This window comes from Zunongwangia atlantica 22II14-10F7 (genome assembly GCF_002094855.1).
GTDB lineage: Bacteria > Bacteroidota > Bacteroidia > Flavobacteriales > Flavobacteriaceae > Zunongwangia > Zunongwangia atlantica.
Genome location: NZ_ARYN01000012.1, coordinates 57,986 through 82,843, shown reverse-complemented (window position 1 = coordinate 82,843; position 24,858 = coordinate 57,986). Strand labels below are relative to the sequence as shown.

General features: G+C 37.1%; 27 protein-coding genes. 15 read left to right on the top strand and 12 right to left on the bottom strand.

Going from position 1 to position 24,858, the window contains the following annotated elements:
- Positions 1 to 59 precede the first annotated feature (59 nt).
- From pdxA to IIF7_RS13685, 9 genes are all read left to right on the top strand, one after another.
- Positions 60 to 1,106, top strand: a complete 1,047-nt coding sequence (gene pdxA / locus IIF7_RS13725; protein ID WP_084842269.1) for a 4-hydroxythreonine-4-phosphate dehydrogenase PdxA — start codon at positions 60 to 62, stop codon at positions 1,104 to 1,106.
- Between the two features lie 95 nt (positions 1,107 to 1,201).
- A complete protein-coding gene (locus tag IIF7_RS13720; protein ID WP_084842268.1) occupies positions 1,202 to 1,735 on the top strand; it encodes a YceD family protein in 534 nt (177 codons plus the stop codon).
- Between the two features lie 13 nt (positions 1,736 to 1,748).
- The gene (gene rpmF, locus IIF7_RS13715) at positions 1,749 to 1,946 is read left to right on the top strand and encodes a 50S ribosomal protein L32 (protein ID WP_084842267.1); all 198 of its coding nucleotides are present in this window, start codon (positions 1,749 to 1,751) and stop codon (positions 1,944 to 1,946) included.
- Between the two features lie 179 nt (positions 1,947 to 2,125).
- Positions 2,126 to 3,121, top strand: a complete 996-nt coding sequence (locus tag IIF7_RS13710; RefSeq protein WP_084842266.1) for a beta-ketoacyl-ACP synthase III — start codon at positions 2,126 to 2,128, stop codon at positions 3,119 to 3,121.
- Between the two features lie 17 nt (positions 3,122 to 3,138).
- The gene (gene accB, locus IIF7_RS13705) at positions 3,139 to 3,636 is read left to right on the top strand and encodes an acetyl-CoA carboxylase biotin carboxyl carrier protein (protein WP_084842265.1); all 498 of its coding nucleotides are present in this window, start codon (positions 3,139 to 3,141) and stop codon (positions 3,634 to 3,636) included.
- Positions 3,637 to 3,690: 54 nt separating this feature from the next.
- Positions 3,691 to 5,040, top strand: a complete 1,350-nt coding sequence (accC, locus tag IIF7_RS13700; RefSeq protein WP_084842264.1) for an acetyl-CoA carboxylase biotin carboxylase subunit — start codon at positions 3,691 to 3,693, stop codon at positions 5,038 to 5,040.
- A 163-nt stretch (positions 5,041 to 5,203) separates the two neighbouring features.
- Positions 5,204 to 6,319: an NAD(P)/FAD-dependent oxidoreductase gene (locus IIF7_RS13695; protein ID WP_084842263.1), complete on the top strand. Its 1,116-nt coding sequence runs from the start codon at positions 5,204 to 5,206 to the stop codon at positions 6,317 to 6,319.
- Positions 6,316 to 7,008 carry a monofunctional biosynthetic peptidoglycan transglycosylase gene (gene mtgA, locus IIF7_RS13690; protein ID WP_084842262.1) on the top strand — a complete coding sequence of 231 codons (693 nt, stop codon included), beginning with the start codon at positions 6,316 to 6,318 and terminating at the stop codon, positions 7,006 to 7,008. The genes IIF7_RS13695 and mtgA overlap by 4 nt, the downstream gene beginning before the upstream one ends.
- A 10-nt stretch (positions 7,009 to 7,018) precedes the next feature.
- A complete protein-coding gene (locus IIF7_RS13685) occupies positions 7,019 to 7,468 on the top strand; it encodes a transcription elongation factor (RefSeq protein WP_245801641.1) in 450 nt (149 codons plus the stop codon).
- A 61-nt stretch (positions 7,469 to 7,529) separates the two neighbouring features.
- On the opposite strand, the gene IIF7_RS13680 is transcribed toward IIF7_RS13685, so the two are convergent.
- From IIF7_RS13680 to IIF7_RS13655, 6 genes are all read right to left on the bottom strand, one after another.
- The gene (locus IIF7_RS13680) at positions 7,530 to 8,504 is read right to left on the bottom strand and encodes an ABC transporter ATP-binding protein (protein ID WP_084842260.1); all 975 of its coding nucleotides are present in this window, start codon (positions 8,502 to 8,504) and stop codon (positions 7,530 to 7,532) included.
- Between the two features lie 254 nt (positions 8,505 to 8,758).
- Positions 8,759 to 10,927, bottom strand: coding sequence for a prolyl oligopeptidase family serine peptidase (locus IIF7_RS13675; RefSeq protein WP_084842259.1), 2,169 nt, complete (start codon positions 10,925 to 10,927; stop codon positions 8,759 to 8,761).
- Positions 10,928 to 11,022: 95 nt separating this feature from the next.
- Positions 11,023 to 12,012 (bottom strand): aspartate-semialdehyde dehydrogenase, encoded by a 990-nt coding sequence (locus IIF7_RS13670; protein WP_084842258.1) that lies wholly within the window; start codon positions 12,010 to 12,012, stop codon positions 11,023 to 11,025.
- Between the two features lie 246 nt (positions 12,013 to 12,258).
- Positions 12,259 to 12,699 carry a large conductance mechanosensitive channel protein MscL gene (mscL, locus tag IIF7_RS13665; RefSeq protein WP_084842257.1) on the bottom strand — a complete coding sequence of 147 codons (441 nt, stop codon included), beginning with the start codon at positions 12,697 to 12,699 and terminating at the stop codon, positions 12,259 to 12,261.
- Between the two features lie 66 nt (positions 12,700 to 12,765).
- A complete protein-coding gene (gene alr, locus IIF7_RS13660) occupies positions 12,766 to 13,872 on the bottom strand; it encodes an alanine racemase (RefSeq protein ID WP_084842256.1) in 1,107 nt (368 codons plus the stop codon).
- On the bottom strand, positions 13,865 to 14,512 hold the full coding sequence (locus IIF7_RS13655) for a thymidine kinase (protein ID WP_084842255.1): 648 nt from the start codon (positions 14,510 to 14,512) through the stop codon (positions 13,865 to 13,867). Before IIF7_RS13655 ends, alr begins: the two co-directional genes overlap by 8 nt.
- 102 nt (positions 14,513 to 14,614) lie before the next feature.
- Here IIF7_RS13655 and IIF7_RS13650 point away from each other — a divergent pair, with 102 nt between their 5' ends.
- Genes IIF7_RS13650 through IIF7_RS13640 form a run of 3 tightly spaced genes read left to right on the top strand, consistent with a single transcriptional unit; the run spans position 14,615 to position 16,919 of the window.
- A complete protein-coding gene (locus tag IIF7_RS13650; RefSeq protein ID WP_084842254.1) occupies positions 14,615 to 15,673 on the top strand; it encodes a prolipoprotein diacylglyceryl transferase in 1,059 nt (352 codons plus the stop codon).
- A 5-nt stretch (positions 15,674 to 15,678) separates the two neighbouring features.
- On the top strand, positions 15,679 to 16,350 hold the full coding sequence (gene rsmI / locus IIF7_RS13645) for a 16S rRNA (cytidine(1402)-2'-O)-methyltransferase (protein WP_084842253.1): 672 nt from the start codon (positions 15,679 to 15,681) through the stop codon (positions 16,348 to 16,350).
- Positions 16,350 to 16,919: a uracil-DNA glycosylase family protein gene (locus IIF7_RS13640; RefSeq protein WP_084842252.1), complete on the top strand. Its 570-nt coding sequence runs from the start codon at positions 16,350 to 16,352 to the stop codon at positions 16,917 to 16,919. The genes rsmI and IIF7_RS13640 overlap by 1 nt, the downstream gene beginning before the upstream one ends.
- On the opposite strand, the gene IIF7_RS13635 is transcribed toward IIF7_RS13640, so the two are convergent.
- Both IIF7_RS13635 and ade read right to left on the bottom strand, forming a co-directional pair.
- Positions 16,914 to 17,378 (bottom strand): hypothetical protein, encoded by a 465-nt coding sequence (locus tag IIF7_RS13635; RefSeq protein ID WP_084842251.1) that lies wholly within the window; start codon positions 17,376 to 17,378, stop codon positions 16,914 to 16,916. The two genes, IIF7_RS13640 and IIF7_RS13635, sit on opposite strands and share 6 nt — an antisense overlap.
- 47 nt (positions 17,379 to 17,425) lie before the next feature.
- Positions 17,426 to 19,048, bottom strand: a complete 1,623-nt coding sequence (gene ade / locus IIF7_RS13630; RefSeq protein ID WP_084842250.1) for an adenine deaminase — start codon at positions 19,046 to 19,048, stop codon at positions 17,426 to 17,428.
- Positions 19,049 to 19,125: 77 nt separating this feature from the next.
- Between ade and IIF7_RS13625 the strand changes: the two genes are divergently transcribed.
- The 3 genes from IIF7_RS13625 (at position 19,126) to IIF7_RS13615 (ending at position 22,126) form a co-directional block, all read left to right on the top strand.
- Entirely contained in the window at positions 19,126 to 19,473 is a 348-nt protein-coding gene (locus tag IIF7_RS13625) for a HopJ type III effector protein (RefSeq protein WP_084842249.1), read from the top strand.
- A gap of 89 nt (positions 19,474 to 19,562) precedes the next feature.
- Complete coding sequence (gene recJ, locus IIF7_RS13620) at positions 19,563 to 21,257, top strand: single-stranded-DNA-specific exonuclease RecJ (protein WP_084842332.1); 1,695 nt, start codon at positions 19,563 to 19,565, stop codon at positions 21,255 to 21,257.
- A 506-nt stretch (positions 21,258 to 21,763) separates the two neighbouring features.
- Positions 21,764 to 22,126: a hypothetical protein gene (locus IIF7_RS13615; RefSeq protein WP_084842248.1), complete on the top strand. Its 363-nt coding sequence runs from the start codon at positions 21,764 to 21,766 to the stop codon at positions 22,124 to 22,126.
- A gap of 259 nt (positions 22,127 to 22,385) precedes the next feature.
- Here IIF7_RS13615 and IIF7_RS13610 read toward each other — a convergent pair whose 3' ends face one another.
- From IIF7_RS13610 to IIF7_RS13595, 4 genes are all read right to left on the bottom strand, one after another.
- Positions 22,386 to 22,829, bottom strand: a complete 444-nt coding sequence (locus IIF7_RS13610) for a protease complex subunit PrcB family protein (protein WP_084842247.1) — start codon at positions 22,827 to 22,829, stop codon at positions 22,386 to 22,388.
- Between the two features lie 207 nt (positions 22,830 to 23,036).
- A complete protein-coding gene (locus IIF7_RS13605; RefSeq protein ID WP_084842246.1) occupies positions 23,037 to 23,798 on the bottom strand; it encodes a UDP-2,3-diacylglucosamine diphosphatase in 762 nt (253 codons plus the stop codon).
- Positions 23,799 to 23,847: 49 nt separating this feature from the next.
- Positions 23,848 to 24,225 carry a rhodanese-like domain-containing protein gene (locus IIF7_RS13600; RefSeq protein ID WP_245801640.1) on the bottom strand — a complete coding sequence of 126 codons (378 nt, stop codon included), beginning with the start codon at positions 24,223 to 24,225 and terminating at the stop codon, positions 23,848 to 23,850.
- Between the two features lie 51 nt (positions 24,226 to 24,276).
- The gene (locus IIF7_RS13595) at positions 24,277 to 24,726 is read right to left on the bottom strand and encodes a 6-pyruvoyl trahydropterin synthase family protein (protein WP_084842245.1); all 450 of its coding nucleotides are present in this window, start codon (positions 24,724 to 24,726) and stop codon (positions 24,277 to 24,279) included.
- Between the last annotated feature and the right edge of the window lie 132 nt (positions 24,727 to 24,858).

Here is a 24,858-nt window from a genome sequence, read left to right as displayed (position 1 = left end):
GATTCTATAATATTGGTTACATTTGTTGTGTAAAAGTAAAATATATATTCGAAGGAAGTATGAAACATCCTAAAAAGATAAAAGTAGGAATTAGTATAGGGGATCTAAACGGGATTGGAAGTGAGATTGTGTTGAAGACTTTTGATGATTCCAGAATGTTAGATTTTTGTACTCCTGTGATTTTTGCTTCAACCAAGATTATCACTTTTTTAAAGAAAAAATATAAACTGTCCATAAATTTCAAGGGCGTAGATAGTGCGGAACATGCGATCGACGGTAAAGTAAATATTGTTAATGTATGGAAGGAAAGTGTAACGATCAATTTTGGAGAGGAAGATCCTAAAGTAGGGGAGTATGCTTTCAAATCTTTAGAGGCTGCTACAGAAGCTTTAAAGAAAGATGAAATTGATGCTTTGGTTACAGCGCCAATTAATAAGCACACAATTCAGTCTGAAAAATTTAATTTCCCTGGCCATACAGATTATCTGGCACAGCAACTTCAGGGAGAGAGTTTGATGTTTATGATTACAGATAATCTAAAGGTAGGATTATTTACAGATCATGTAGCATTAAAAGATATCGCAAGCGTGATTACGCCAGAATTGATTAAAAAGAAAATAGCGATCATTCAGCATACATTAAGACAGGATTTTAGAATTCAGAAACCTAAAATCGCTGTTTTAGGGATAAATCCTCATAGTGGTGATAATGGGGTAATAGGGAAAGAAGATGAAGAAATTTTGAAACCTACGCTCAATGAAATACGCGAGAGTGGAGAGTTGGTTTTTGGTCCATATTCAGCAGATAGTTTTTTTGGTTCTAAGAATTATAAGAATTTCGACGCCGTGATCGCATCGTATCATGACCAGGGATTAATACCTTTTAAAACTTTATCTTTTGGAAACGGAGTGAATTTTACAGCAGGTTTAAGTAAGGTTAGAACATCGCCAGATCACGGTACGGCGTTTGAGATTGCCGGCACAAATTCTGCTAATATTAATTCTTTTAAAGAAGCTGTTTTTAAGGCAATTGATATTTATAAGTGTAGAAAAGAGTATAAGAAACTAACTAAGAATCCACTAAAAAAGCAGGGTAAAAAGATATAAACAAAAAATTGTTTATAAAAAGCTTTTAGTTAATTTAATTTTTTATCTTTGCAGCCGCCTTTGTAAAAGGGCGAAAACTCAAAACTGAGGACGAAATGAGGAAAATGAAAGCCTATACGATTCCTTTTGTGGGGTTAAAGCTTGGGAAGCACCAGTTTGAGTACGAGATTAACAATGAGTTCTTTGAGCATTTTGAGTACGAGGAGTTTAACAGTGCAGATGTAAAAATCGACCTGTTATTCGAAAAGAAAACAACCATGATGGAGCTTACTTTTGAAGCTTCGGGAACGGTAAATGTGAATTGTGACATCACAAACGAACCTTATGATCAACCAATAGAAAGTAGTCTTTATTTGGTTATAAAGTTTGGGGAAGAGTTTAATGATGATAATGAAGATTTACTAATTATTCCTCATGGAGAGTTTGAAATCAACGTACAGCAATATATTTACGAACTTATTGTTCTTGCAGTACCAGCAAAAAAGATTCATCCTGGCGTAGAAGACGGGACACTAAAATCTGAGGTGTTGGATAAACTGGAAGAATTAAGCTTAGGCAATAAGGAAAAGAAAGATGGGGACGAGATTGATCCCCGATGGGATAAATTAAAAAATTTACTAAACGATTAAATAATAGTAAGCCATGGCACATCCAAAGAGAAAGATATCTAAAACCAGAAGGGATAAGAGAAGAACTCATTATAAAGCAACTGCACCACAAATTGGTACAGACCCTACAACTGGTGAGGCACATTTATATCACAGAGCTCACTGGCACGAAGGTAAATTATATTACCGTGGTCAGGTGTTAATTGATAACACTGAAGAAATAGAAGCTTAATTTTGATTAGGGCTTCAAAGAAATATATAGAAACTCTCACAACGTGGGAGTTTTTTGTTTTTAGTTGATTAAGTCCCAAAAAGACCTTAATTTGCACCCCTGTTTACAGAAATTTTAGTACATTTCTCAAATTGTTTGTACACTAACCAGCTGCAAACAAGGTGTATAAATTCAATTCTATGAATAAAATCACAGCAGCCATAACAGCTGTAGGTGGCTATGTGCCAGAAGATGTGTTAACCAACAAGATGTTGGAAGAGATGGTAGAAACCAATGATGAATGGATTACTACCAGAACTGGAATTAAGGAGAGAAGAATTTTAAAAGATCCCAACAAAGGAACTTCATACTTAGGGATTCAGGCAGCAAAAGACCTTATTAACAAAGCGGGCTTAGATCCTAAAGAGATCGATATGGTAATTCTTGCTTCTGCAACACCAGATATGCCGGTTGCAGCAACGGGAGTTCACGTAGCTTCAGAGATTGGTGCGGTTAATGCCTTTTCTTACGATTTACAAGCAGCTTGTTCAGGATTTTTATATGCAATGTCTACTGGTGCTGCATATATAGAGTCTGGTAGATATAAAAAAGTACTTGTAATTGGAGCAGATAAAATGTCTTCAATCATTGATTATACAGATAGAACAACCTGTATTATTTTTGGTGACGGTGCCGGTGCGGTATTAATGGAACCAAATAGTGATGGTTACGGTTTACAAGACGAAATTCTACGTAGCGATTCTATAGGTAGAAATTCTTTAAGAATTGAAGCAGGAGGCTCTCTTTTACCTCCTTCAGAAGAAACTATAGCTAAAAAACTTCATTACGTAAAACAAGATGGGAAAACAGTATTTAAATATGCTGTTTCCAATATGTCTGGTGTAAGTGCTCAGATTATGGAGCGTAATAACTTAACAAACCAGGATGTAGATTGGTTAATTGCTCACCAGGCCAATAAAAGAATTATTGGAGCTACAGCGAGTAGAATGGGAGTAGAAGATGAAAAGGTATTAATGAATATCGAAAGATACGGTAATACAACTTCTGCAACCTTACCATTGTTGCTTAGTGATTACGAGAAGAAATTTAAAAAAGGAGATAATCTAATATTTGCTTCATTTGGAGGTGGTTTCACTTGGGGAGCTACGTATCTTAAATGGGCTTATAATTCTTAAATAACACCCTTATTATTATGGATTTAAAAGAAATTCAGAATTTAATAAAGTTTGTTGCCAAGTCTGGTGCCAGTGAGGTAAAACTGGAAACCGGTGATGTGAAAATTACGATTAGAACAGGCTCAGACGAAAAAGAAACCACAGTTGTGCAACATGTGCCAATGGGTGGACAGGTACAACCGCAAATGCCGGTACAACAACAGGCAACTGCTCCTGCTGCACCGCAAGAAGCTGCACCTAAAGAAGAAGCTAAACCAGCTGAAGATTCTTCTAAATATGTTACTGTAAAATCTCCAATTATCGGAACTTTTTACCGTAAGCCTTCACCAGATAAACCTGTTTTTGCAGAGGTTGGTGATACTATCAAAGAGGGAGATGTTCTATGTGTGATAGAGGCTATGAAACTATTCAACGAAATAGAAAGTGAAGTTTCTGGTAAAATCGTAAAAGTATTGGTAGACGATTCGTCTCCGGTAGAATTCGATCAGCCTTTATTCTTAGTAGATCCTTCTTAATTCTTGCCAATTAGTGTGCAGGGATGCTAATTCCTGTAAATAAAAACCACAGGTATGTTTAAAAAAATATTAATTGCCAATAGGGGAGAGATCGCAATGCGTATTATCCGTACTTGTAAAGAGATGGGGATAAAGACGGTAGCGGTTTATTCTACTGCAGATGCAGATAGTCTTCACGTAAGATTTGCAGATGAAGCAGTATGTATAGGTCCTCCTCAAAGTAGTTTATCTTACTTAAAGATTTCAAATATAATTTCGGCTGCAGAAATAACTAATGCCGATGCTATTCACCCAGGATACGGTTTCCTTTCAGAAAATGCTAAATTCTCTAAGATTTGTGAAGAACACGATATTAAATTTATCGGTGCATCTGCAGAAATGATTAGCAAGATGGGGGATAAGGCTACTGCTAAAGCTACAATGAAAGCTGCAGGAGTTCCTTGTGTTCCGGGGTCTGAAGGGATCTTAGAAGATTTCGAAGAATGCCAAAAATTAGCAAAAGAAATAGGTTTTCCTGTAATGCTTAAAGCTACCGCCGGTGGTGGTGGTAAAGGAATGCGTGCTGTATGGAAAGAAGAAAATCTTCAGGCAGCATGGGATTCTGCACGTCAGGAAGCTGGTGCCGCTTTTGGTAACGATGGGATGTATATGGAAAAGCTTATCGAAGAGCCTCGCCATATCGAAATTCAGGTAATTGGTGATCAAACAGGTAAAGCCTGTCACCTTTCAGAAAGAGACTGTTCAGTACAACGTCGTCACCAAAAATTAACCGAAGAAACTCCTTCGCCATTCATGACGCCAAAGTTGCGTAAGCAAATGGGAGAAGCCGCGGTTAAAGCAGCAGAATTTATTAAATATGAAGGTGCTGGTACGGTAGAATTTTTAGTGGATAAACACCGTAAGTTCTATTTTATGGAAATGAATACTCGTATCCAGGTAGAGCACCCAATTACAGAACAGGTTATCGATTACGATCTTATTCGTGAGCAAATTTTAGTGGCAGCTGGAGTGCCAATTTCAGGAAAAAACTACGAGCCACAATTACATTCTATCGAATGTCGTATTAATGCTGAAGATCCTTATAATAACTTTAGACCATCACCGGGAAGAATTGAAAATCTTCATGCACCGGGAGGTCACGGAGTTCGTATCGATACGCATGTGTATAGTGGATATATAATTCCGCCGCACTACGATTCGATGATCGCTAAATTGATCACTACTGCACAAACCCGTGAAGAAGCGATCAATAAAATGAAGCGTGCTTTAGACGAATTTATTATCGAAGGAATTAAAACTACGATTCCTTTCCACCGCCAGTTGATGGACGATCCAAGATATGTTGCTGGTAATTATACCACCGCATTTATGGACGATTTTAAAATGAATGCACCAGAAGAATAATCAATATCGATTTTCTATAAAATTAAGCCTCGTTTTTTACGAGGCTTTTTTTATGACCAGATTTTAAGGATTTTCTTAATCTATTCAGAAAATTTGTCCGCTTTCCTTTAAATGCTGCTCAAATTATAAAACTTTATGTAATTTAAGATTATAAATTTTTAGGATGAATTTTTCTTATTGGGAGCAAAAAAGCTGGCTGTCTGATGTAGATTTTGTAATCGTGGGTAGTGGTATCACAGGTTTAAATTGTGCGCTTCAGCTACATAAAGATTATCCGGGTTCAAATATTCTAATTCTTGAAAAAGGACTTTTACCAGAGGGAGCCAGTACAAAAAATGCCGGTTTTGCCTGTTTCGGAAGCCTTTCTGAGATCTTGGAGGATCTAAAAACATTACCAGAAGAAGAAGTTGTTGCTTTAATTCAGAAAAGATTAAACGGATTAAAATTACTTCGGAAGAATTTGGGCGATGAAGAAATAGGATTTAAGAATCACGGCGGTTACGAGATATTTTTAGAAAAAGACAAAGCCCTCTTTGAAAAATGTGTTGCTGAAATGCCCAATATTAATCAATTGCTTCAAGAAGTTTTTGAAACCGACTGTTTTATGCTTTCTGAAAATAAATTCGGATTTAAAAACACTATAGAAAATCAAATATTTAGTCCGTTTGAATCACAGATCGATACCGGGAAGATGATGAGTGAATTATTGCGAAAAATTTATAAAAAAGGTATCCGAATTTTGAATAATATTGCCGTCCAAAATTTTGAAGATTTGGGCAATAAAGTGATCGTTAAAACATCGAATTTCGAGGTGGAGTGTAGAAAGTTATTTATCGCTACAAATGGTTTTGCTTCCGAATTTGGGATTAGTGAAGTAAAACCAGCAAGAGCTCAGGTTTTGGTGACAAAACCCATAGAAAATCTTCAGATTAAGGGGACGTTTCATTTAGATAAGGGATTTTATTATTTCAGAAATATTAATAATAGAATTCTTTTAGGCGGAGGAAGAAACCTGGATATGATAGGAGAAGAAACCATCCAATTTGGGCAAACAGAACTCATTCAGCAGAAATTAGAAGAGCTGTTGAAAACAACGATTTTGCCTAATCAGGAATTCGAGATCGACCAGCGATGGAGCGGGATTATGGGAATGGGCAAAAATAAAAAACCTGAAATTGGTCGATTATCGGCTAATGTTTTTTACGGTGTAAAATTAGGCGGAATGGGAATCGCCATAGGAAGTTTAGTAGGAAAAGAACTGGCAAAAATTAGCGAATGATAAAAAAGATACTTCGATTTATAGCGAAACTTATAGGGTGGTTTTTTCTAATTAGTTTTTTTCTGGTGCTTATTTTTAAATGGATTCCGTTACCATTTACGCCTTTAATGGCAATTCGATATTTCGAGCATCCGGATGAAGAAATAAAACATGATTGGGTACCTATCGAAGAAATTTCGAAAAATCTGCAACTTGCTGTGATTTGTAGCGAAGATCAGAATTTTGAATCACATAGCGGTTTTGATATCGAAGCCATTCAAAAGGCAATAGAAAACAATAAAAAGGGCAAGCGAGTTCGTGGTGCCAGTACCATTTCGCAGCAAACTGCTAAAAATGCTTTTTTATGGCCCGGCAGAAATTATGTGCGTAAGGGTCTAGAAGCTTATTTTACCTTTTTAATAGAACTTTTATGGAGCAAAGAACGCATCCTGGAAGTCTATTTAAATAGTATTGAAATGGGCAAAGGTGTTTATGGGGCACAGGCTGCTGCAAAAAGCTGGTTCGGGAAAGAAGCTGCGAATTTAAACCCTAATGAAGCTGCGGCGATTGCTGCAATTTTACCAAATCCGCGAGAATATAGGGCTAATCCTGCCAGTAATTATATAAGCGGAAGAAAAAACTGGATCACCCAGCAAATGAAATATTACGGAGAATTTGATTTAGATAAACCAAGAAAAGTAAAAGAATAAAACCTAGATTTTGACGACAAAAGACCATTTGTACACAATGTGCGAAGAATATGTAGAATCTCGAATTCAGCGTATTGTAAAATCGCTTAAGGATCTTGAAGAAGATATGGAAAGCGAAGGAAAAAACAGTGCCGGCGATAAATACGAGACCGGCCGAGAAATGATGAGTGAGGAATGGAACAAATTATCCAATCAATTAAAAGAATTTAAACAACAAAAAGATACGCTAAAACTGGCCAAAAACAGGGAATCTTCTAAACGTATACAATTAGGCTGTCTTGTAAAGACTTCAGCTTCAAATTACTTTATAAGTATTCCTGCGGGTAAAATGGATTACAACAATGAAACTTTCTATGCAGTGGGAGGAAATTCCCCTGTAGCCCGCTTGCTTATGGGGAAAACTGATGGAGAAGAATTCGAATTTAATGGAATTAGAAACACAATTACCAGTGTAGAGTAATTTATTTGATAAGTGACTTAGGTTTATTGGCTCCGTCAAAGGGTATGATACCCCGAGGAGTTTACTGTTTTTTTCGCTTCTCGATTAGTGGTTTTGAGATCACAAAATATACGGGAGCACCGCTGGGAATAGCCGAGCGATGTTCAGCAAAAACAGTTTTTCCGTTAAGTTCGGCTTCAATTAAGTAATTATTTCCTTTAAAATAGGAGTCAATCACGGTAGCTTTAATTGGTGATTTTCGGCTCACTTTTAGTTCTTCAGGATAAAGAATGATCTTTTTGCTAGAGGTCTCTTCCTGAACGATATCTTTTAGCATTACTTCATTAACATCGCCAAACAATGAGGCAACATATTTGTTTGGCGGATTGTTATATAAGTCTTCAGGACTTGCTTTTGCATAAATTTTATGATCTTTTAAAACCATGGTAGTATCGGCAAAAGAAAGCGCGTCGGTAATATCGTGTGTGGCAATAATACAGGTAATATTTTGTTCTTTCAGGTATTTAAAAACTTTGCGCCGAAGATTGTTTTTTCTGAAGTGGTCAATGTGGCTAAATGGTTCATCTAGTAAAACCATTTCTGGTTCTTTAGCGAGTGCGCGGGCAAGTGCTACACGCTGCTGTTGGCCACCGCTTAAAAGTTTGGTTTTTTTATCGGCCATATCTTCCATTTCTACCACTTCCAGTAATTCTTGAATACGTTTTTTCTTCTTTACGGGATACATATTACTAAGATATTTCCCCACATTATCGGCAACACTTAGCGGAAGCATCAGGTCGAAATCCTGCGCCAGATATTTTATAAAATCTTCACCGGGCACCAAATTGAATTTCGGCCCAAGTAATTCTTCTTCTCCCCAAAAGATTTTCCCATCGGTATGCAGTAAGCCATAAATAAGCTGAAGTAACGTACTTTTTCCGCAGCCACTTTCCCCAATAATTGAGATATTTTCACCTCGCTTTGCGGTTAAATTGATATTGTCTAAAACCTGTTCTCCATTCTCGTAAGCAAAGGATACGTTTTCTAACTTCAGCATAATTGGTGTTGTTTTAGGAAGGCTGAAGATACCCAAATTTGAAATTTTGGGAAATAAAAAACCCGCCAGATTTTATTGAATTTTAAAACCAGGCGGGATATTTTTTTAATTCTTATTGCTTTTTGGGCAAGTAAGATTTTTGTCATTCCGTCCCGATAGCTATGGGGAGGCACAGAATCCCATATTGAATTTTAAAAGCATGATGAGATCCTGAATCAAGTTCAGGATGACTTGCTTTATTGGGATTCAATAATCTAATCCTTCAATTCTGTATTTTCACTTGGGAGCTTGTCAAAGCCCATATTGTATAAAGTGAAACCAAAAATATCAGCATATTCTTCAATGATCATGCTGGTTGGTTTCCCGGCACCGTGACCGGCTTTGGTTTCAATTCTAATAAGCACAGGTGCATCGCCGGCTTGTTTTTCCTGTAATTCAGCTGCGAACTTAAAAGAATGTGCAGGCACCACACGATCATCGTGATCTCCCGTGGTTACCAAAGTTGCAGGATATTCGGTTCCTTCTTTTACATTGTGAACCGGCGAATAATCATAGATATAGTTAAACATCTCTTTACTGTCCTCAGAAGTTCCGTAGTCGTACGCCCAACCTGCTCCGGCTGTAAAAGTGTGGTAACGTAACATGTCCATAACGCCTACAGCAGGCAAAGCTACCTTCATAAGATCTGGTCGTTGCGTCATTGTTGCTCCAACTAATAACCCACCATTAGAACCACCTCTAATTGCTAAATAATCTTTAGAGGTATATTTATTTTCAATTAGATATTCGGCTGCAGCGATAAAATCATCAAATACATTTTGCTTTTGCATTTTAGTACCCGCATCATGCCACTCGCGACCATACTCACCACCACCACGTAGGTTTGGAACGGCGTAAACTCCACCCTGTTCTAACCAAACAGCGTTTGCGGTGCTAAAAGAAGGCGTTAAGCTTACATTGAATCCGCCGTAACCGTATAAGATCGTTGGGTTTTTACCATCAAGCTCTACTCCTTTTTTAGCCGTGATGATCATAGGGATTTTTGTGCCATCTTTAGATTTATAGAAAACCTGTCGACTTTCGTAATCATCTGGGTTAAAGTTAATATTTGGTTTGTTGTAAACCTCTGAAGTTCCTTCTTTAATATCATACTTATAAATAGTACCCGGAGTCACGTAATTTGTAAACGAATAATACAGAGTATCAGCATCTTTTTTAGCGCCAAAACCACCGGCTGAGCCTAATCCAGGTAATTCGATCTCACGAACCAGTTTCCCGTTGTAATCGTATTGTTTTACCTGCGAAACAGCATCTACCATATATTCTGTAAAGAAATAACCACCACCGGTAGATGGGCTAAGTACATTTTCGGTTTCTGGGATAAAATCTTTCCAGTTTTCTGGAGATGGGTTTGCAGCATCTACGGTTACAATTCGTTGGTTTGGGGCATCAAGATTAGTAACGATATAAAGTTTGCTTCCTTCGTTTTCGATCACATAAGTATCAGTGTCTTCGTTGCCGATAATAGTCTTTAATTCAGGATTATTTTTGCTAAGATCCATCATAAAAAGTTTCCCTCCAGACGTCGAATTTCGGGCAGAGATAAACAAATATTTATTGTCTTCACTTACACTACCACCCACATATCGATGTTTTTGTTCTGGTGTACCACCAAAGATCATTTTATCTTCAGATTGCGGTGTCCCAATTTTGTGATAGAATAGACGGTGTTGATCTGTTTTTGCTGAAAGCTGGCTTCCTTCAGGTTTTTCGTAGCTAGAATAATAGAAACCTTCGTTGCCTTTCCAGGAAATACCACTGAATTTGATATCAATAAGGGTATCTTCAGCAACTTCTTTGGTTTCAGCATCTAAAACGATCACTTTTCTCCAATCGCTACCACCTTCAGAAATACTATAAGCAGCCATTTTTCCGTTTTCAGAAAAACTTAATCCGCTTAAAGAAGTGGTTCCGTCTTCGCTAAATTTATTTGGATCAAGAAAAACTTCAGGTTCGTCATTTTCATTTTTACGGCGATAGATCACATATTGGTTTTGTAAGCCGTCATTTTTTGAGAAATAAGTATAATCTCCTTCTTTGTAAGGAGCGCCGATTTTCTCGTAATTCCATATTTCAGAAAGACGTTTTTTTAAGTCTTCCTTAAATGGGATCTTATCTAAATATCCAAAAGTAACTTTGTTTTCAGCCTTTACCCATTCTTCGGTTTCAGCACTGCGGTCGTCTTCTAGCCAGCGATAAGGATCTTTAACTTTAGTACCAAAATAATCGGTTATGGTATCTACCTTTTTGGTTTCGGGATAGTTTAAATTCAAAGCAGTTTCTTTTTCTTTTTTTGTTTCTTCAGAATCTTTACAGGAAGCCAGCGCGGCAAGGGTAAAGACTCCTATGATCATTTTTTTCATCGTGTGAGGTTTTAAGGAGAGCTTAAATTTATAAATAAAAAACGAGGTTGCTGAAAACAACAACCTCGTAAATATATTTTGAAAGGAAAATAAACTTAAACTAGTTTGTTTTCCATTAAGTATTCTGCGATTTGGACAGCATTAGTTGCAGCTCCTTTTCTTAAGTTATCTGCTACCACCCAAAGGTTTAGTGAATTTGGTTGTGAGTAATCACGACGAATTCTACCTACAAACACATCATTTTTACCTTCAGCATAAATTGGCATTGGGTATGTATTAGTATCTGGATTATCCTGAACGGTAACACCTGGGAAATCATTTAAAAGTTTACGAACATCGCTTTCTTCAAAATCATTTACAAACTCCAAGTTTACAGATTCACTGTGTCCACCAACAACAGGAATACGAATTGCTGTAGCGGTTACTGAAACTGAATCGTCTCCTAAGATCTTTTTAGTTTCGTTAGTCAGTTTCATTTCTTCTTTGGTATATCCATTATCCTGAAAAACATCACAATGCGGTAAAGCATTACGATGAATTGGATAAGGATAGGCCATTTCACCTTCTTTGTTTTCGTATTCGTTTTCTAATTGCTGTACTGCTTTTACGCCAGTACCGGTGATCGACTGGTAAGTAGAAACTACTGCACGCTTAATAGTGTATTTATCGTGAAGTGGTTTTAAAGCCATTAATAACTGAATCGTAGAACAGTTAGGATTAGCGATAATCTTATCTTCTTTTGTTAATTCTGAAGCGTTAATTTCTGGGATTACCAGTTTTTTGGTAGGATCCATTCTCCATGCTGAAGAATTGTCTACAACTGTAGTTCCGTTCTCAGCAAATTTTGGAGCCCACTCTAAAGAAGTATCTCCACCCGCAGAAAAAATAGCGATTTCTGGTTTGGCAGCAACAGCATCAGCAAGGCTAATAATCGTATATTCTTTATCCTTATAGGTTACCTTCTTTCCAACAGATTTTTCAGATGCAACCGGTAATAATTCGGTTATAGGAAAATCTCTTTCGGCTAGTACTTTTAACATAACCTGCCCTACCATTCCGGTAGCGCCAACAACTGCTACTTTCATTATTAATTAATTTTATCTGCTTTGGCAGATGGTTTTAGAATTTTAAATTAAGTTTCGTTACAAATGTATTATACCTGTTAGGATCTATCGATCTAATAATTCTTTTTTTTGAGATTAAATTAGCTTTTTAAACGTATTTGTGATATTTGTTAAAAAAAAGACCCCTCTTAAAAAGAGGGGTTTAATTATACATATTGCTACTTAAAATGTGCAGTATAGCGGTGCACGTATTTTTAAAGCCTGCGGCTATTCTGGCGAAGCGCCATTTTGTTTCTTCAGTTCGTCCCTAATTTGGGCTAAAAGCTCTTCCTGAGAAGGACCTTTTGGAGCTGCAACAGGTTTTGGATCTTCTTTTTTCTTTGTCTTTTCGTATGCTCTTAAAAACAAAAATATAAATAATGCGACAATTAGAAAATTGATAATGGCCTGAATTAGATTACCATAAGTAATCACTGCAGCCTTAGCTTCCTGTGCCTCTGCAAGGCTGGCGTAAGTTTGGCCATCTAAGGCAATAAATTTTCGGGTAAAATCGGTTCCTCCTGTAAGTACGCCGATAATTGGGGTAATCACATCTTTTACGACAGAGTCTACAATGGTTTTAAAGGCAGCACCCATCACTACAGCCGTAGCAAGAGCAACTATATCTCCTTTCATTATAAACTTTTTAAAGTCTGAATAAAAGCTCATAAAATAAGATTTGATGGTTAATAGTATTATAATATTACTGAAAAAATCTTAAGTTCTAATCGGAATCTAATCAATTATAAGTCTTTTAACTCTCTGGGAGATCGAAGTGATAAGTTCGTAAGAGATTGTCCCAGCATTATTGGCAAATTTTTCAGCACTTCTTTCTTTACCAAAAATGATTACCTGGTCACCTTCTTTACAATCGATATCTGTAATATCAACCATTAGCATATCCATACAAACATTACCAATAATTGGTGCGTCTTTACCATTTATAAGTACCGCTGTTTTTTCTTTTCCGTAGATTCTGTTAATACCATCAGCATGGCCTAAAGGTAAAGTTGCTGTGATAGTATCTCTTTTGGCGATAAATCCACGGTTGTAACCAACGCTCTCTTTAGCTTTAATATGATGAATTTGAGAGATAATGGTTTTTAGCGTGCCTACTGGTTTTAAAATCTTATCCTGCTCGGCAGAGTTTCCGTAGCCATAAAGTCCGATTCCTGTACGCACCATATCGAAAGTAGCTTCAGGATAATTTAAAATTCCTGAAGTATTGCATAAGTGACGTAGGATTTTATGATCAAAAGCCTTTATAATTTTTTCTGAAATCTCCTTGAATTTGCCTATCTGTGATAAAGTGAATTCTTTTTCAGCTAAATCTTCACTGGCACCTAAATGAGAATACATCCCTACCAGTTTTACTGCTGAAGTATTTTTGAAAATTGAAATAACATCATCAATTTCTTCCGCAGCAAATCCCAATCTATTTAAACCAGTGTTAATATTAATGTGTACAGGATAGTCCTGAAGCTTTAACTCCTTGGCAGTTTTAATAAATTCGGTTAAAATATGTTTGCTGTATAGACTTGGGGTAAGGCAATTGTCTATAATATTTTGAAAATTATGAGACTGTGGGTGCAAAACCATTACAGGCTTTTCTATCCCGCCAGCTCTTAAGTTTTCTCCTTCTTTAGTGTAGGCAACTGCAAATTGATCTATCCCTGCTTTTTCGAGTTTAGCAGCGATCGCAACCGAGTCACTACCATAGGCAAAAGCTTTTACCACGGCCATCATTTTTACCGTTGGTGCAATTTTAGAACGTAAATAATTGTAATTATGTTCTAAAGATTTAAGATCTATTTCTAGAACCGTTTCCTGGGCTTTAGGCATTTTTTTCTTTTAAGTTAGGCTTTATCACTTCGGCATCTTTCACATTCATTCGTCTAACTTTCTCCTGGTTCATTGCCTTGTAGTAAGCCGCTCTGCTTAAAGGTTCATATTCTTCGGTCTCGCCAAGAAAAACCAAATCGTCACTAATTGCTTTTCGGTAACTATACTGGGCAAGATTTCCCGTTCGGGTGCAAACCGCATGTACTTTGGTTACATATTCTGCCGTTGCCATAAGGTTTGGCATAGGGCCAAAAGGATTCCCTTTAAAGTCCATATCTAAACCTGCAACTACAACCCGAATTCCCCTGTTGGCAAGATCATTACAAACCGTTACAATTTCATCATCAAAAAACTGCGCTTCATCAATTCCTACCACATCACAACCATCTGCTAATAATCGAATATTGGATGCAGAAGGTACGGGTGTAGACCTAATTTCATTAGCATCATGAGAAACCACCATTTCCTCGTCGTACCGGGTGTCGATAGCGGGTTTGAAGATTTCAACATTTTGTTTGGCAAATTGAGCACGTTTAAGGCGACGGATAAGTTCCTCAGTCTTTCCAGAGAACATACTACCGCAAATAACCTCTATCCAGCCAAATTGCTCTTCGTGATTTACTGTATTTTCGAGAAACATTTTGTAATTTTCAGATCGAAATGGGAAATAACCTCTTTTGTATAAAGGTGGAACAAATTTATTAAAAATCCAACCCTGTAAGAAGGGCTAATCATTAAAGTTATGAAGAAGACGATAGAAGCTGAATTGAAAAAGCTGGCGCAAAAGATATTAGAAGGGGATGCAGAGAAGCAAATCGATCAGCTGAAGCAGGAAGCTAAAGTTCTTTATGAAAAACTTACCATATTACAATTTACATATGCTAATCTGGAAGAGGAAAAACCAGAAGAGCAACCCGCTTTAGAAACAGTAAGTTATGCTGAAGATACTTACGCACCTTCTAAACCACAGCCTTCAAGAACTCAAACTCAAACCACTAATAAGGAAGGGAAATATTACGTTCCGGATGGAACTGAGTTTAATGATAGTGATGCGATAACTGAACCTAATACTGAAAAAATTAAAGATATTGTGGCACAAATGCCACCAGAAACTGAGGGGTTAGATCGCTTAATGCAGGCGCTTAATGAAGATTGGTCTCAGTTAAAAACTGAGCAGGAAACAGCACCTGAAAATACCAGGCGACAACCAGAACCAACTAAACCGACCGAGCAAACAGAAGAACCAAGAGCTGAAGAGCCAAAATCTGCCGAGCCAGAAACGATAAAAACGCCAGAGATTCCTGAAGAGCATTTTGCTGAGCCACCAATCTTTGAGCCTAAAAAATCAGAACCCGAGCCTGAGCCAGAAGCTAAGAATGATCCAGAACCAACACCAGAGCCAGAACAGCCTAAGGAAGCGCCTAAACTTTTCGAAAATCAGGAGCCTCCTAAACCTTCAGATAATGGCGATTTTAGACAAATTGGTGTAGATTATGATAACCTGCCAGATTTTGAACCTTTAAATAATCGCCAAAGTGAACAACGACCACGCTCTGTAAATGATCGATTAAAAAGCGGCATTAGTATTGGATTAAACGATCGCCTGGCTTACATAAAACATTTGTTTGCAGGAAATGCATCAGATTATAATCGTGTGCTTTCGCAGTTAAACACCTTTAGCGATTTTAGTGAAGCTTATAAATTCATTCAGTTAGTGGTAAAACCAGATTATAATAACTGGGAAGGAAAAGAGCAGTACGAAGATCGATTTGTAGAAGTAATCGCTAATAAATTTCAATAACATTTATGGGAAAGCTTTTTTTGGTTCCCACTCCAATAGGTAATCTTGAAGATATCACTTTTAGAGCCATAAAGGTTTTAAAAGAAGCAGATTTGATTCTTGCTGAAGATACACGTAACAGCGGTAAACTTCTGAAGCATTTTGATATTACAACCCAAATGATAAGCCATCACATGCATAACGAGCATAAAACGGTAGATCAGTTAGTGGGAAGAATGCAGGCTGGTCAAACTTTTGCTTTAATTAGCGATGCAGGGACACCTGCAATTTCAGATCCTGGATTTTTATTAACACGTGCGTGCGTAGAAGCTGGCGTAGAAGTAGATTGTTTACCGGGAGCAACCGCTTTTGTACCAGCTTTGGTAAATAGTGGATTGCCTAATGATAAATTTGTTTTTGAAGGTTTCTTGCCGGTTAAAAAAGGACGCCAAACGCGTTTAAAACTACTGGCAGAAGAAAACCGAACCATGATTTTCTACGAATCGCCACATAAACTTATAAAAACGCTTACCCATTTCACCGAATATTTTGGTACTGATAGACAGGTTTCGGTATCGCGTGAGATCACTAAACTTCACGAAGAAACCATAAGAGGTACTGCGGAAGAAGTTTTAAAACATTATACGCAAAAACCACCAAAAGGAGAAATTGTAATCATTGTATCCGGAAATAAATAATGCAGGATCTCCTGAAGGAAATACGCGCTTGCGATGTTTGCCGGGAGCACTTGCCATTGGGGCCACGCCCAATTATCGAAGCTGTAAAAAATTCAAAGATCATTTTGATTAGCCAGGCACCGGGTAGGGTTGTACACGAGTCTGGAATTGCCTGGAAAGATCAAAGTGGTAAGAAATTACGAGAATGGCTGGATGTAGATGATGAAACTTTTTACGATCCAGCCAATTTTGCCATTTTGCCAATGGGTTTTTGTTATCCCGGGAAAGCGAAAACCGGAGACTTGCCGCCAAGAAAAGAATGTGCCCCACTTTGGCATCATCAGGTTTTTGAAAAATTAGAAAATGTAAAGCTTAAGATCTTGATCGGTTCGTATGCTTCCAGCTATTATTTGCCAAAATCGAAGCATAAAAATTTAACCGAAAAAGTATCGAATTTCGATGAATTTCTACCCGAATTTTTACCCCTGCCACATCCATCGCCGGTAAACCGATTTTGGCGAATAAAGAATCCCTGGTTCGATGAAAAAATGATTCCTGAAGTTCAGCAACTGGTCAGGGAGATTTTATAAGGTGATTTCGATTAAATTCCCATTTTCATTTTCTGAACTGGTATCAAAAACAACTTCCTCATTTAGCCAGATTTTGGTGATGATCGCACCATTTTCAGTATTAAATTCAGTAGTTAGAAATTCTTCAACACCGTTGATTACCAGTCGGGTCTCAGATCGATCGTTTTCATCGAGTTTATCACTCGCAAAAAATCGTAGTATATCTTGCCCTTCTGAATCTTCAATGAAAGAAAAATTATTGGAAGATCTCCAATTTCCGTCATTCTGATAATAAAGTTTTACATTTTCAGTAGTGATCGCACCGGTTTCAATTAGATTTTCACCATCAGCATTTTCAGGCAGAATAAAAATCTCATAATCATAAATGGTGCAACAAACAATGTCGTCTTCGTGATCATCTTCACAGGAAGAAAATGATAACACCGAAAACATCAGCAGGAGAAAGCTTAATTTTTTCATGATGTTGTTTTCCAGGTGGATGCGAAAAATTAGAAATGGTTGCGCGTTTATTTTAAGATATTTACGAACTCAAATTTTTTACCGCTAAACAGGCCTTTATCAGATAATTTTAGGTCTGGGATCACCAATAAAGCCATAAACGACAAGGTCATAAATGGTGCTTTTAAAGTGCTTCCTAATTCTTTGGCCATTTTATCGATTTCCTGGTATAATTTTCCGGTTTCCCAGCCATCTTTATCACTTATAATTCCGGCAACGGGCAATGCTAATGATTTTTGATCTTGGTTATTTACCGCACAAATTCCACCTTTGTTTTTGATGATGAGGTTTACTGCACTGCAAATTTCTTCGTCGCTGGTTCCCACAGCAATAATATTATGGGAATCGTGCCCAACCGAGCTGGCGATCGCTCCTTTTTTGAGTCCGAAATTTTTTATAAATGCTACGGAAGGCGCTTTGTTTTCGTAGCGATTTACTACTGAAATCTTTAAAATATCCTGGTCGATATTCGATGAAAGTGAGCCATTTTTTAAAACAGCATTGGCTTCGATCTCGTTAGAAATTAATTCACCATCCAAAGCTTCGATCACTCTAACCAGATTTGTCGAGGCTTCAAGTTTAAAATCTTCAGTAGACTTTTCAGAAATATTAAAATTATTAGGCGTTTTAAATTCGACTGAAGGGATATGAGATTCGCCATTTTCAGCAACAATTTCTCCGTCGATATACGTGGCCAGAACTTTAAAATTGGTCAGATTTTCAACCAAAATAAAGTCGGCTGCATCGCCTTCTTTCAGCAAACCAACATTCAAATTGTAATGTTGCACCGGGTTTATACAGGCGGCCTGCAAGACTTTAAAAACATCCATTCCTTTGGCAACCGCACGTTCACAAAGCTGATTAATATGTCCTAAAACCAGGTCATCTGGATGCTTATCGTCTGAACAAAACATCATATTTTGATAATGATCGGGTAAAAGATCGATAAGCGCTTCAAAGTTTTTAGCAGCGCTGCCTTCTCTTACGATCACTTTCATCCCCAGGTCTAACTTTTCTTTAGCTTCATCGTACGTAAAACATTCGTGATCTGTACTAATACCTGCTTTTGCATATTTTTCGGCATCTTTTCCGCGAAGACCTGGTGCGTGACCATCGACTGGTTTTTTAAAATGCTGCGCCCATTTTATTTTCTCGAGCACTTCAGCATCATCATATAAAACCCCGGGATAATTCATCATTTCTGTCAGGTAAAAAATATCTGGAGATTGCATTAGTTCTTTAATTGCTTCAGCATCGATAACCGCTCCGGCAGTTTCAAAAGTGGTCGCCGGCACACAACTTGGAGCTCCAAAATGAAATTTTAAAGGGACTTTTTTACCATTTTCGATCATAAAATTTACACCGTCGATACCAAGAACATTAGCAATTTCATGCGGATCTGAAACCGTGCCCACCGTACCGTGAATACTTGCCACACGAGCAAATTCTGAAGGCACAAGCATCGAACTTTCTATATGAATATGCGCATCAATAAACCCGGGCATAAGAAACAGCTTTTCGTTATGCTGAGATTCTTTAATTTTGACGATCTTTTTATTTTCGATGTGAACTTCCGCAGAAAAAATCCGTTGGTTCTCGATATCAACCAGTTGCCCTTTTACGATCTTCATTTGTAAATTTATTGGATGTTGAAAGTAACAAATTAAATTGGGAACTTATATTTTAGCGACTTTATAAACATAAGATCATGACACTTCAAGACTATTTAGAACAGGTAAAATCCAATCCAAAATCTGCAGATTTTAAGCAAACTATGGCTTTGATCGACGAATATTATCAATTTTCTCCAGCCTCTTTTAAGAATGGCGAAATTTATAATGAAGCCGGCACTAACAACGGAAGCTGCAAAATCTTTGCTTTAGGATTACTAAAAGAACTTAGTGAAGAGACAACTTTAGCCCTTTTTGCAGAACATTATTTTGAAGGTGTTTTAAATGATCCTGAAGGTGATAGTCACCAGAATATTCGAAACTTTATGAAAACCGGCTGGAGCGGAATCGCTTTTGATTCTGAAGCTTTGCAGCCTGTAAAGTAATTTCTTTGTAATTTAAGTCGATAGTATTTCCTGAATTATCGAACTTTTCAGGTAATTTTTGTGTGTAAAGAAGATAAATGTAGATGAATATCCGCTGGACCATTAAACCAAATCCCGATCCCGAAATTGTAAATTCTTTGATGCAATCTTTGGGCGTAGAAAAACCTATTGCGAAACTTTTAGCGCAACGTGATATTACGACTTTCGAAGAAGCTAAGAAGTTTTTTAGGCCTAATCTTAAAGATCTTCACGATCCATATTTGATGAAAGATATGGATAAAGCCGTGGCCAGAATCGAAAAGGCCTTGGCTGAAGAAGAAAATATTATGGTTTATGGTGATTATGATGTAGATGGAACCACCAGCGTGGCGCTGATGTCATCTTACCTAAAAACCCGCTATCCAAATGTCGCAACTTATATTCCAGATAGATATAACGAGGGATACGGCGTTTCTTATCAGGGAATCGACTTTGCGGCCGATAATGATATTAGCCTGATCATTGCTTTAGACTGCGGAATTAAAGCCATCGATAAAGTAGCTTATGCGAAAGAAAAAGGAATCGACTTTGTGATTTGTGATCACCACCGCCCGGGCGCTACTATTCCTGAAGCCGCCGCGGTTCTCGATCCAAAACGGGAAGATTGCGAATATCCTTATAAAGAATTATGTGGTTGCGGTGTAGGTTTTAAATTGATTCAGGCATTGGCTGAAAAACGAGGTGATACCATTGAAGTTTTGTTGCCTTATTTAGATTTGGTAGCGACTGCCATTGGTGCCGATATCGTGCCAATTACCGGTGAAAACCGAATTTTAGCCTATCATGGTTTGCATGTGATCAATGTAGCACCACGCCAGGGATTTAAAGCGATATTGAGTCAGCTTAAAAAAGAAACCATCACCATCACCGATGTTGTTTTTGTTATTGCTCCAAGAATAAATGCCGCTGGAAGAATGAAGCATGGTTTGCATGCGGTTGAGTTACTTACCGAAGAAAACGAGGAACAAGCACAGCAATTCGCTTCTGAAATTGAACATCACAACGCCAGCCGAAAAGATGCTGATAAATCAATTACTGCTGAAGCTTTAGTACAAATTGAAGAATTAAAAGAGCAGGAACGGTTAAGTACTGTTGTTTATGCCGACCATTGGCATAAAGGAGTTATTGGCATTGTGGCCAGCCGATTAACAGAAACCTATTATCGCCCGACTTTAGTTTTTACGAAGAGCGGGGATAAGTTGGCAGCTTCGGCAAGATCTGTAAAAGGGTTTGATGTTTACAATGCTTTAGAAGCCTGCCAGGATCATATTGAGCAGTTTGGCGGGCACATGTATGCAGCGGGCCTAACGATCAAAGAAGAAGAATACGAGAATTTTAAAAGGAAGTTTGAAGAAGTAGTTACTGAAACCATCGACAGGAAATTGCTCACTCCGGAAATTAGTATTGATGCTGAACTGGAATTAGATGAAATCACACCTAAATTTTGGCGAATCCTGAAGCAATTTGCTCCTTTTGGCCCTGGAAATATGTCTCCCGTTTTTATGTCTCGAAATTTAACCGATTCTGGTTTTGGGAAATGTGTGGGGAAAGAAGAAACCCATTTAAAGTGCCGAGTTACACAGCTTGAAAACAAGTCTTCTTTTAATGTAATTGGCTTTAATCTTGGCGAGAAATTGGATATTATAAAAGATAAAAAAAGCTTTAGTGCTGTATATTCTGTAGATGAAAACGAATGGAACGGAAATGTTTCTTTACAGCTACGATTTAAGGATATCAAGGAGTAGTTAGATTTTAGATCGCTTCGCTGTTAGAGTCTAAAATATAGATTCTTTAATGTTGAATTTTGAATGCAAAAGCTTGTCACTTCGAGTGATTGCGAATTTATGAGCAATTGTATCGAGAAGTGGATCTTAGTAGAATTCAGAATTATAAAAGAATAATGTCCAAGATTCGATATTTTCAAGTTTAAATTTTAGCGATTCAGATTGATAAGCTACAGCTAATAAAGTCGTCATTTCGACCCTGCCAGCCGGCAGGCGGGTGAAGCAATCTATTCAAGAACTTATATTATAATTAAGATCTCTCCGCTCCGCTTGCCTGCCGGGCGAGGCTCCGGTCGAGAGGAAACTCTTTTCTCAAATAAAGTCAAAATCATGCTGATAGCTAAAAGCTGAAAGCTAATGGCTAAAATCTATGTAAACTGTCAACCGTAAACTCTAAACTCTTCTTAATTTAGACTCATTTTAAATAATATTATTATCTTTGAAAGAAACCTGCTTAAAACCGAAGTATGGAAGATGTAGATGTTATTTACCACAACGAGACCGGAATATCTTTTAAATGGAAAAACGGAATAGCGAATACCGATGAAAACCGTGTTCAACTAGTTTTTAAAGATATGGGGTTCTATTTGCTACCGGAAGAAGTTGTACTCTTTTCAGAAAATATTCAGATTGCTAAACATCGTAATCCTAACTGTTCTCGATGTGTTAGTTCAGAGATTTGTGAACGTAATATTTTGCTTAAATCTCCTCTTCAAAAAATGGATTTTGCTGTAAATGCTTTCGAATTAAATGAAATCTGCGACCTTGTAGAAGGTACAATTTTTAAAATGAGACTTCATTATTACTTAGAATTCGAATCTAAAAATTAGACTGCTTTGCAATTAGATGTTAGAATCTAGAGATTATATGCTTTATGTTGAATTTTGAATTGAGAAACCTTTCACTTCGAGTGATTGTGAGTTTAGGAGCAATTGTCTCGAGAAGTGAATCTTAGTCAGAATTCAGATTTCAAAAGAATAATATCCAAGATTTGATAGTTTCGACCTAAAATTTTAAAACTTTCAAGCTAAACGCTAATGGCTCAAAACCCATTGAAAATTGTTTCTTGAAAACTGCAAACTAAGACTGCTAATTCTGCTTCTGAGTCTTTATTAATAAATAAGTCTGACTCAAAGCACCTGCAACTCCAGGTTCGCTTTCTTCAAAATCTACGATGATATTATCACTTCTTTTATAAACCTGATTTATCGTGATCTTAGTGCAGCAGGAATTATAAAACTCACCAATTACAATTATTAAATTCGCATTGGTAAAATCGAAATCTATGTTTTCTAAGTTTTCTGCTCGATCTGGATTTACCTCTTCAATAGTTGGAATAAAGTCTAACCAGTCTTCCCGATCTGTAAAAACCTTATATTGTTTAGGTATTTTTTCTCCTCTGGAATAGCTTAGCTGGCTCTCAAAAATAATTTCATAAGACAGGTTCTCAATAACTACTTCGGCATCGTCACTGGAACATCCAGAAAATAGAAAAATAAAAAATAATAGCGAAGCTGATTTTAAAGCGGACATATTTATCTTTTTTTAAAGATACCGAAATCCACTTTAGGTTGCTTTTGCGTAGGTAATATTTTTAGGCTAGCTGAATTGAAAGATAACAAATTTTACCAACATTGATCAAGTTAAAAGCTGATCGCTAAACGCTAATGGCTCAAAGCCCATCGCTAATTTTTTCCTAAAAACTGCCAACTGAGACTGCTTACTGTAAACTGCAACTGCCTACTGCTCCTTCAACTTCTTCAAGTGTAAATCTTTTCCATCAAATTCAGCATAAGTATAATGTGTGATCCAATCGCCGGTGTTGATGTATTTAGAATTTTCTTTCAGCTTAATTTCCATAGGTAAATGGCGGTGACCAAAAAGAAAAAAATCATAATGTTTAGTTTCTAGTTTCCGTTTACAATACTGGATTAACCATTCGTTGTCTTCACCTAAAAACTTTGCATCTTCGTCACCAGAAATGAGTTTGTTTTTAACTGAAAAATATTGCGCTAAAGGAATTCCGATATCGGGATGAAGCCATCGGTAAAGCCATTTTGCAAAAGGATTGGTAAAAACTTTTTTCATGCGCTTATAGCCGTGATCTCCGGGACCTAATCCATCACCGTGACCAATTAAAAAGTTCTTTCCGTTAAATTCGAATTCCTGCGGACGGCGATACGTGGGAATATTCAGTTCTTCTTCAAAATAATTCTCCATCCATAAATCGTGATTTCCGACGAAAAAGTAAATAGGAATTCCGCTGTCTTTAAGTTCGGCCAGTTTTCCCATCACTCGAACAAAGCCTTTTGGAACGGCATGTTTATATTCAAACCAAAAATCGAAAAGATCGCCTAGTAAAAAGATCGCAGATGCATCGTGTTTAATCTCATCCAGCCACTTAACAAATATCGCTTCTCTGGGGTTGCTAGCCTCTTTTGTGGGAGCGCCAAGGTGATTATCACTGCTAAAATATACTTTTTTTCCTTCGGGAATGGTCATTGGTCGTTGCTTAACTTTTGCAAAGTTAACAGAAACTTGCAAAGCGCGATTAGTTTCTTTTTTCTGAATACGCCATTAATTTCTGAAGATCTTTAATCGAGCCGCCATTAGTGACCTTAAAATCATTTTCTTTTAGGATTTTACTAGCTTTTATACTACGCAATCCATGCGCACAATAGGTAATATAATTAAGCTCTTTATCCAGCTTTTTTAGATTTTCTGAATTGATATCGCTAAGCGGAAAATTAATAGCATTTTTAATATGTCCCTGCCTAAATTCCTTGGGAGTACGAACATCTAAGATTTGAAACTGACTAATATTCTTTCCCTTCAGCGAATGATCTGTTTTGCTATTCTTGAAATTCTTGAGCACAAAATAAGAGCCCAAAAGTACAACGAGAATAATGGCAAGAACAGTTGGATTCACTTTTAATTGATGCTTTTAGAAATGAAAAATATACTCAAAAAATCGATAATCTTAGTTATCGCTGGCGTACCATTCAGCAAAACTGGTTTCAGTTTCCTGAAGTTTTAACGAATGCAGTTTTATATGATCTGGTAAATGTTTATTTATTTTTTCAGCAAAATCGATCACCATATTTTCACTGGTAGGTTGATAATCCACTAAAATTACATGATGCCCACGATCCTGCAATTCTTTAGCAAGCTCCAGGTGTGGCGTGTTTTGGTTAAAAACGGTAGCATGATCAAACTGGTCTACAATTTCAGACTTTACGATTTTTTTTAGGTCGCCAAAATCGATCACCATACCATATTTTACATTTTCGGTATCTGTGATAGGCTCTCCAATAACGGTCACGCTAAGTTTATAACTATGGCCATGAACATTGCGACATTTACCGTCGTAGCCGTAAAGCGCGTGTCCTGTTTCAAAAGAAAATTGCTTGGTGATCCTAATCTTTGCCATACCGAAATTTTATGTGTACCGTGTATATTTTAATTCCCTTAAAATCTAAGCTGAAATTGTATAAAATCGACTCATGATTTTTAGGAATTATTTTGAAGCAAAGGTATTAAAAGTGTAATCAATTTTGAAGAT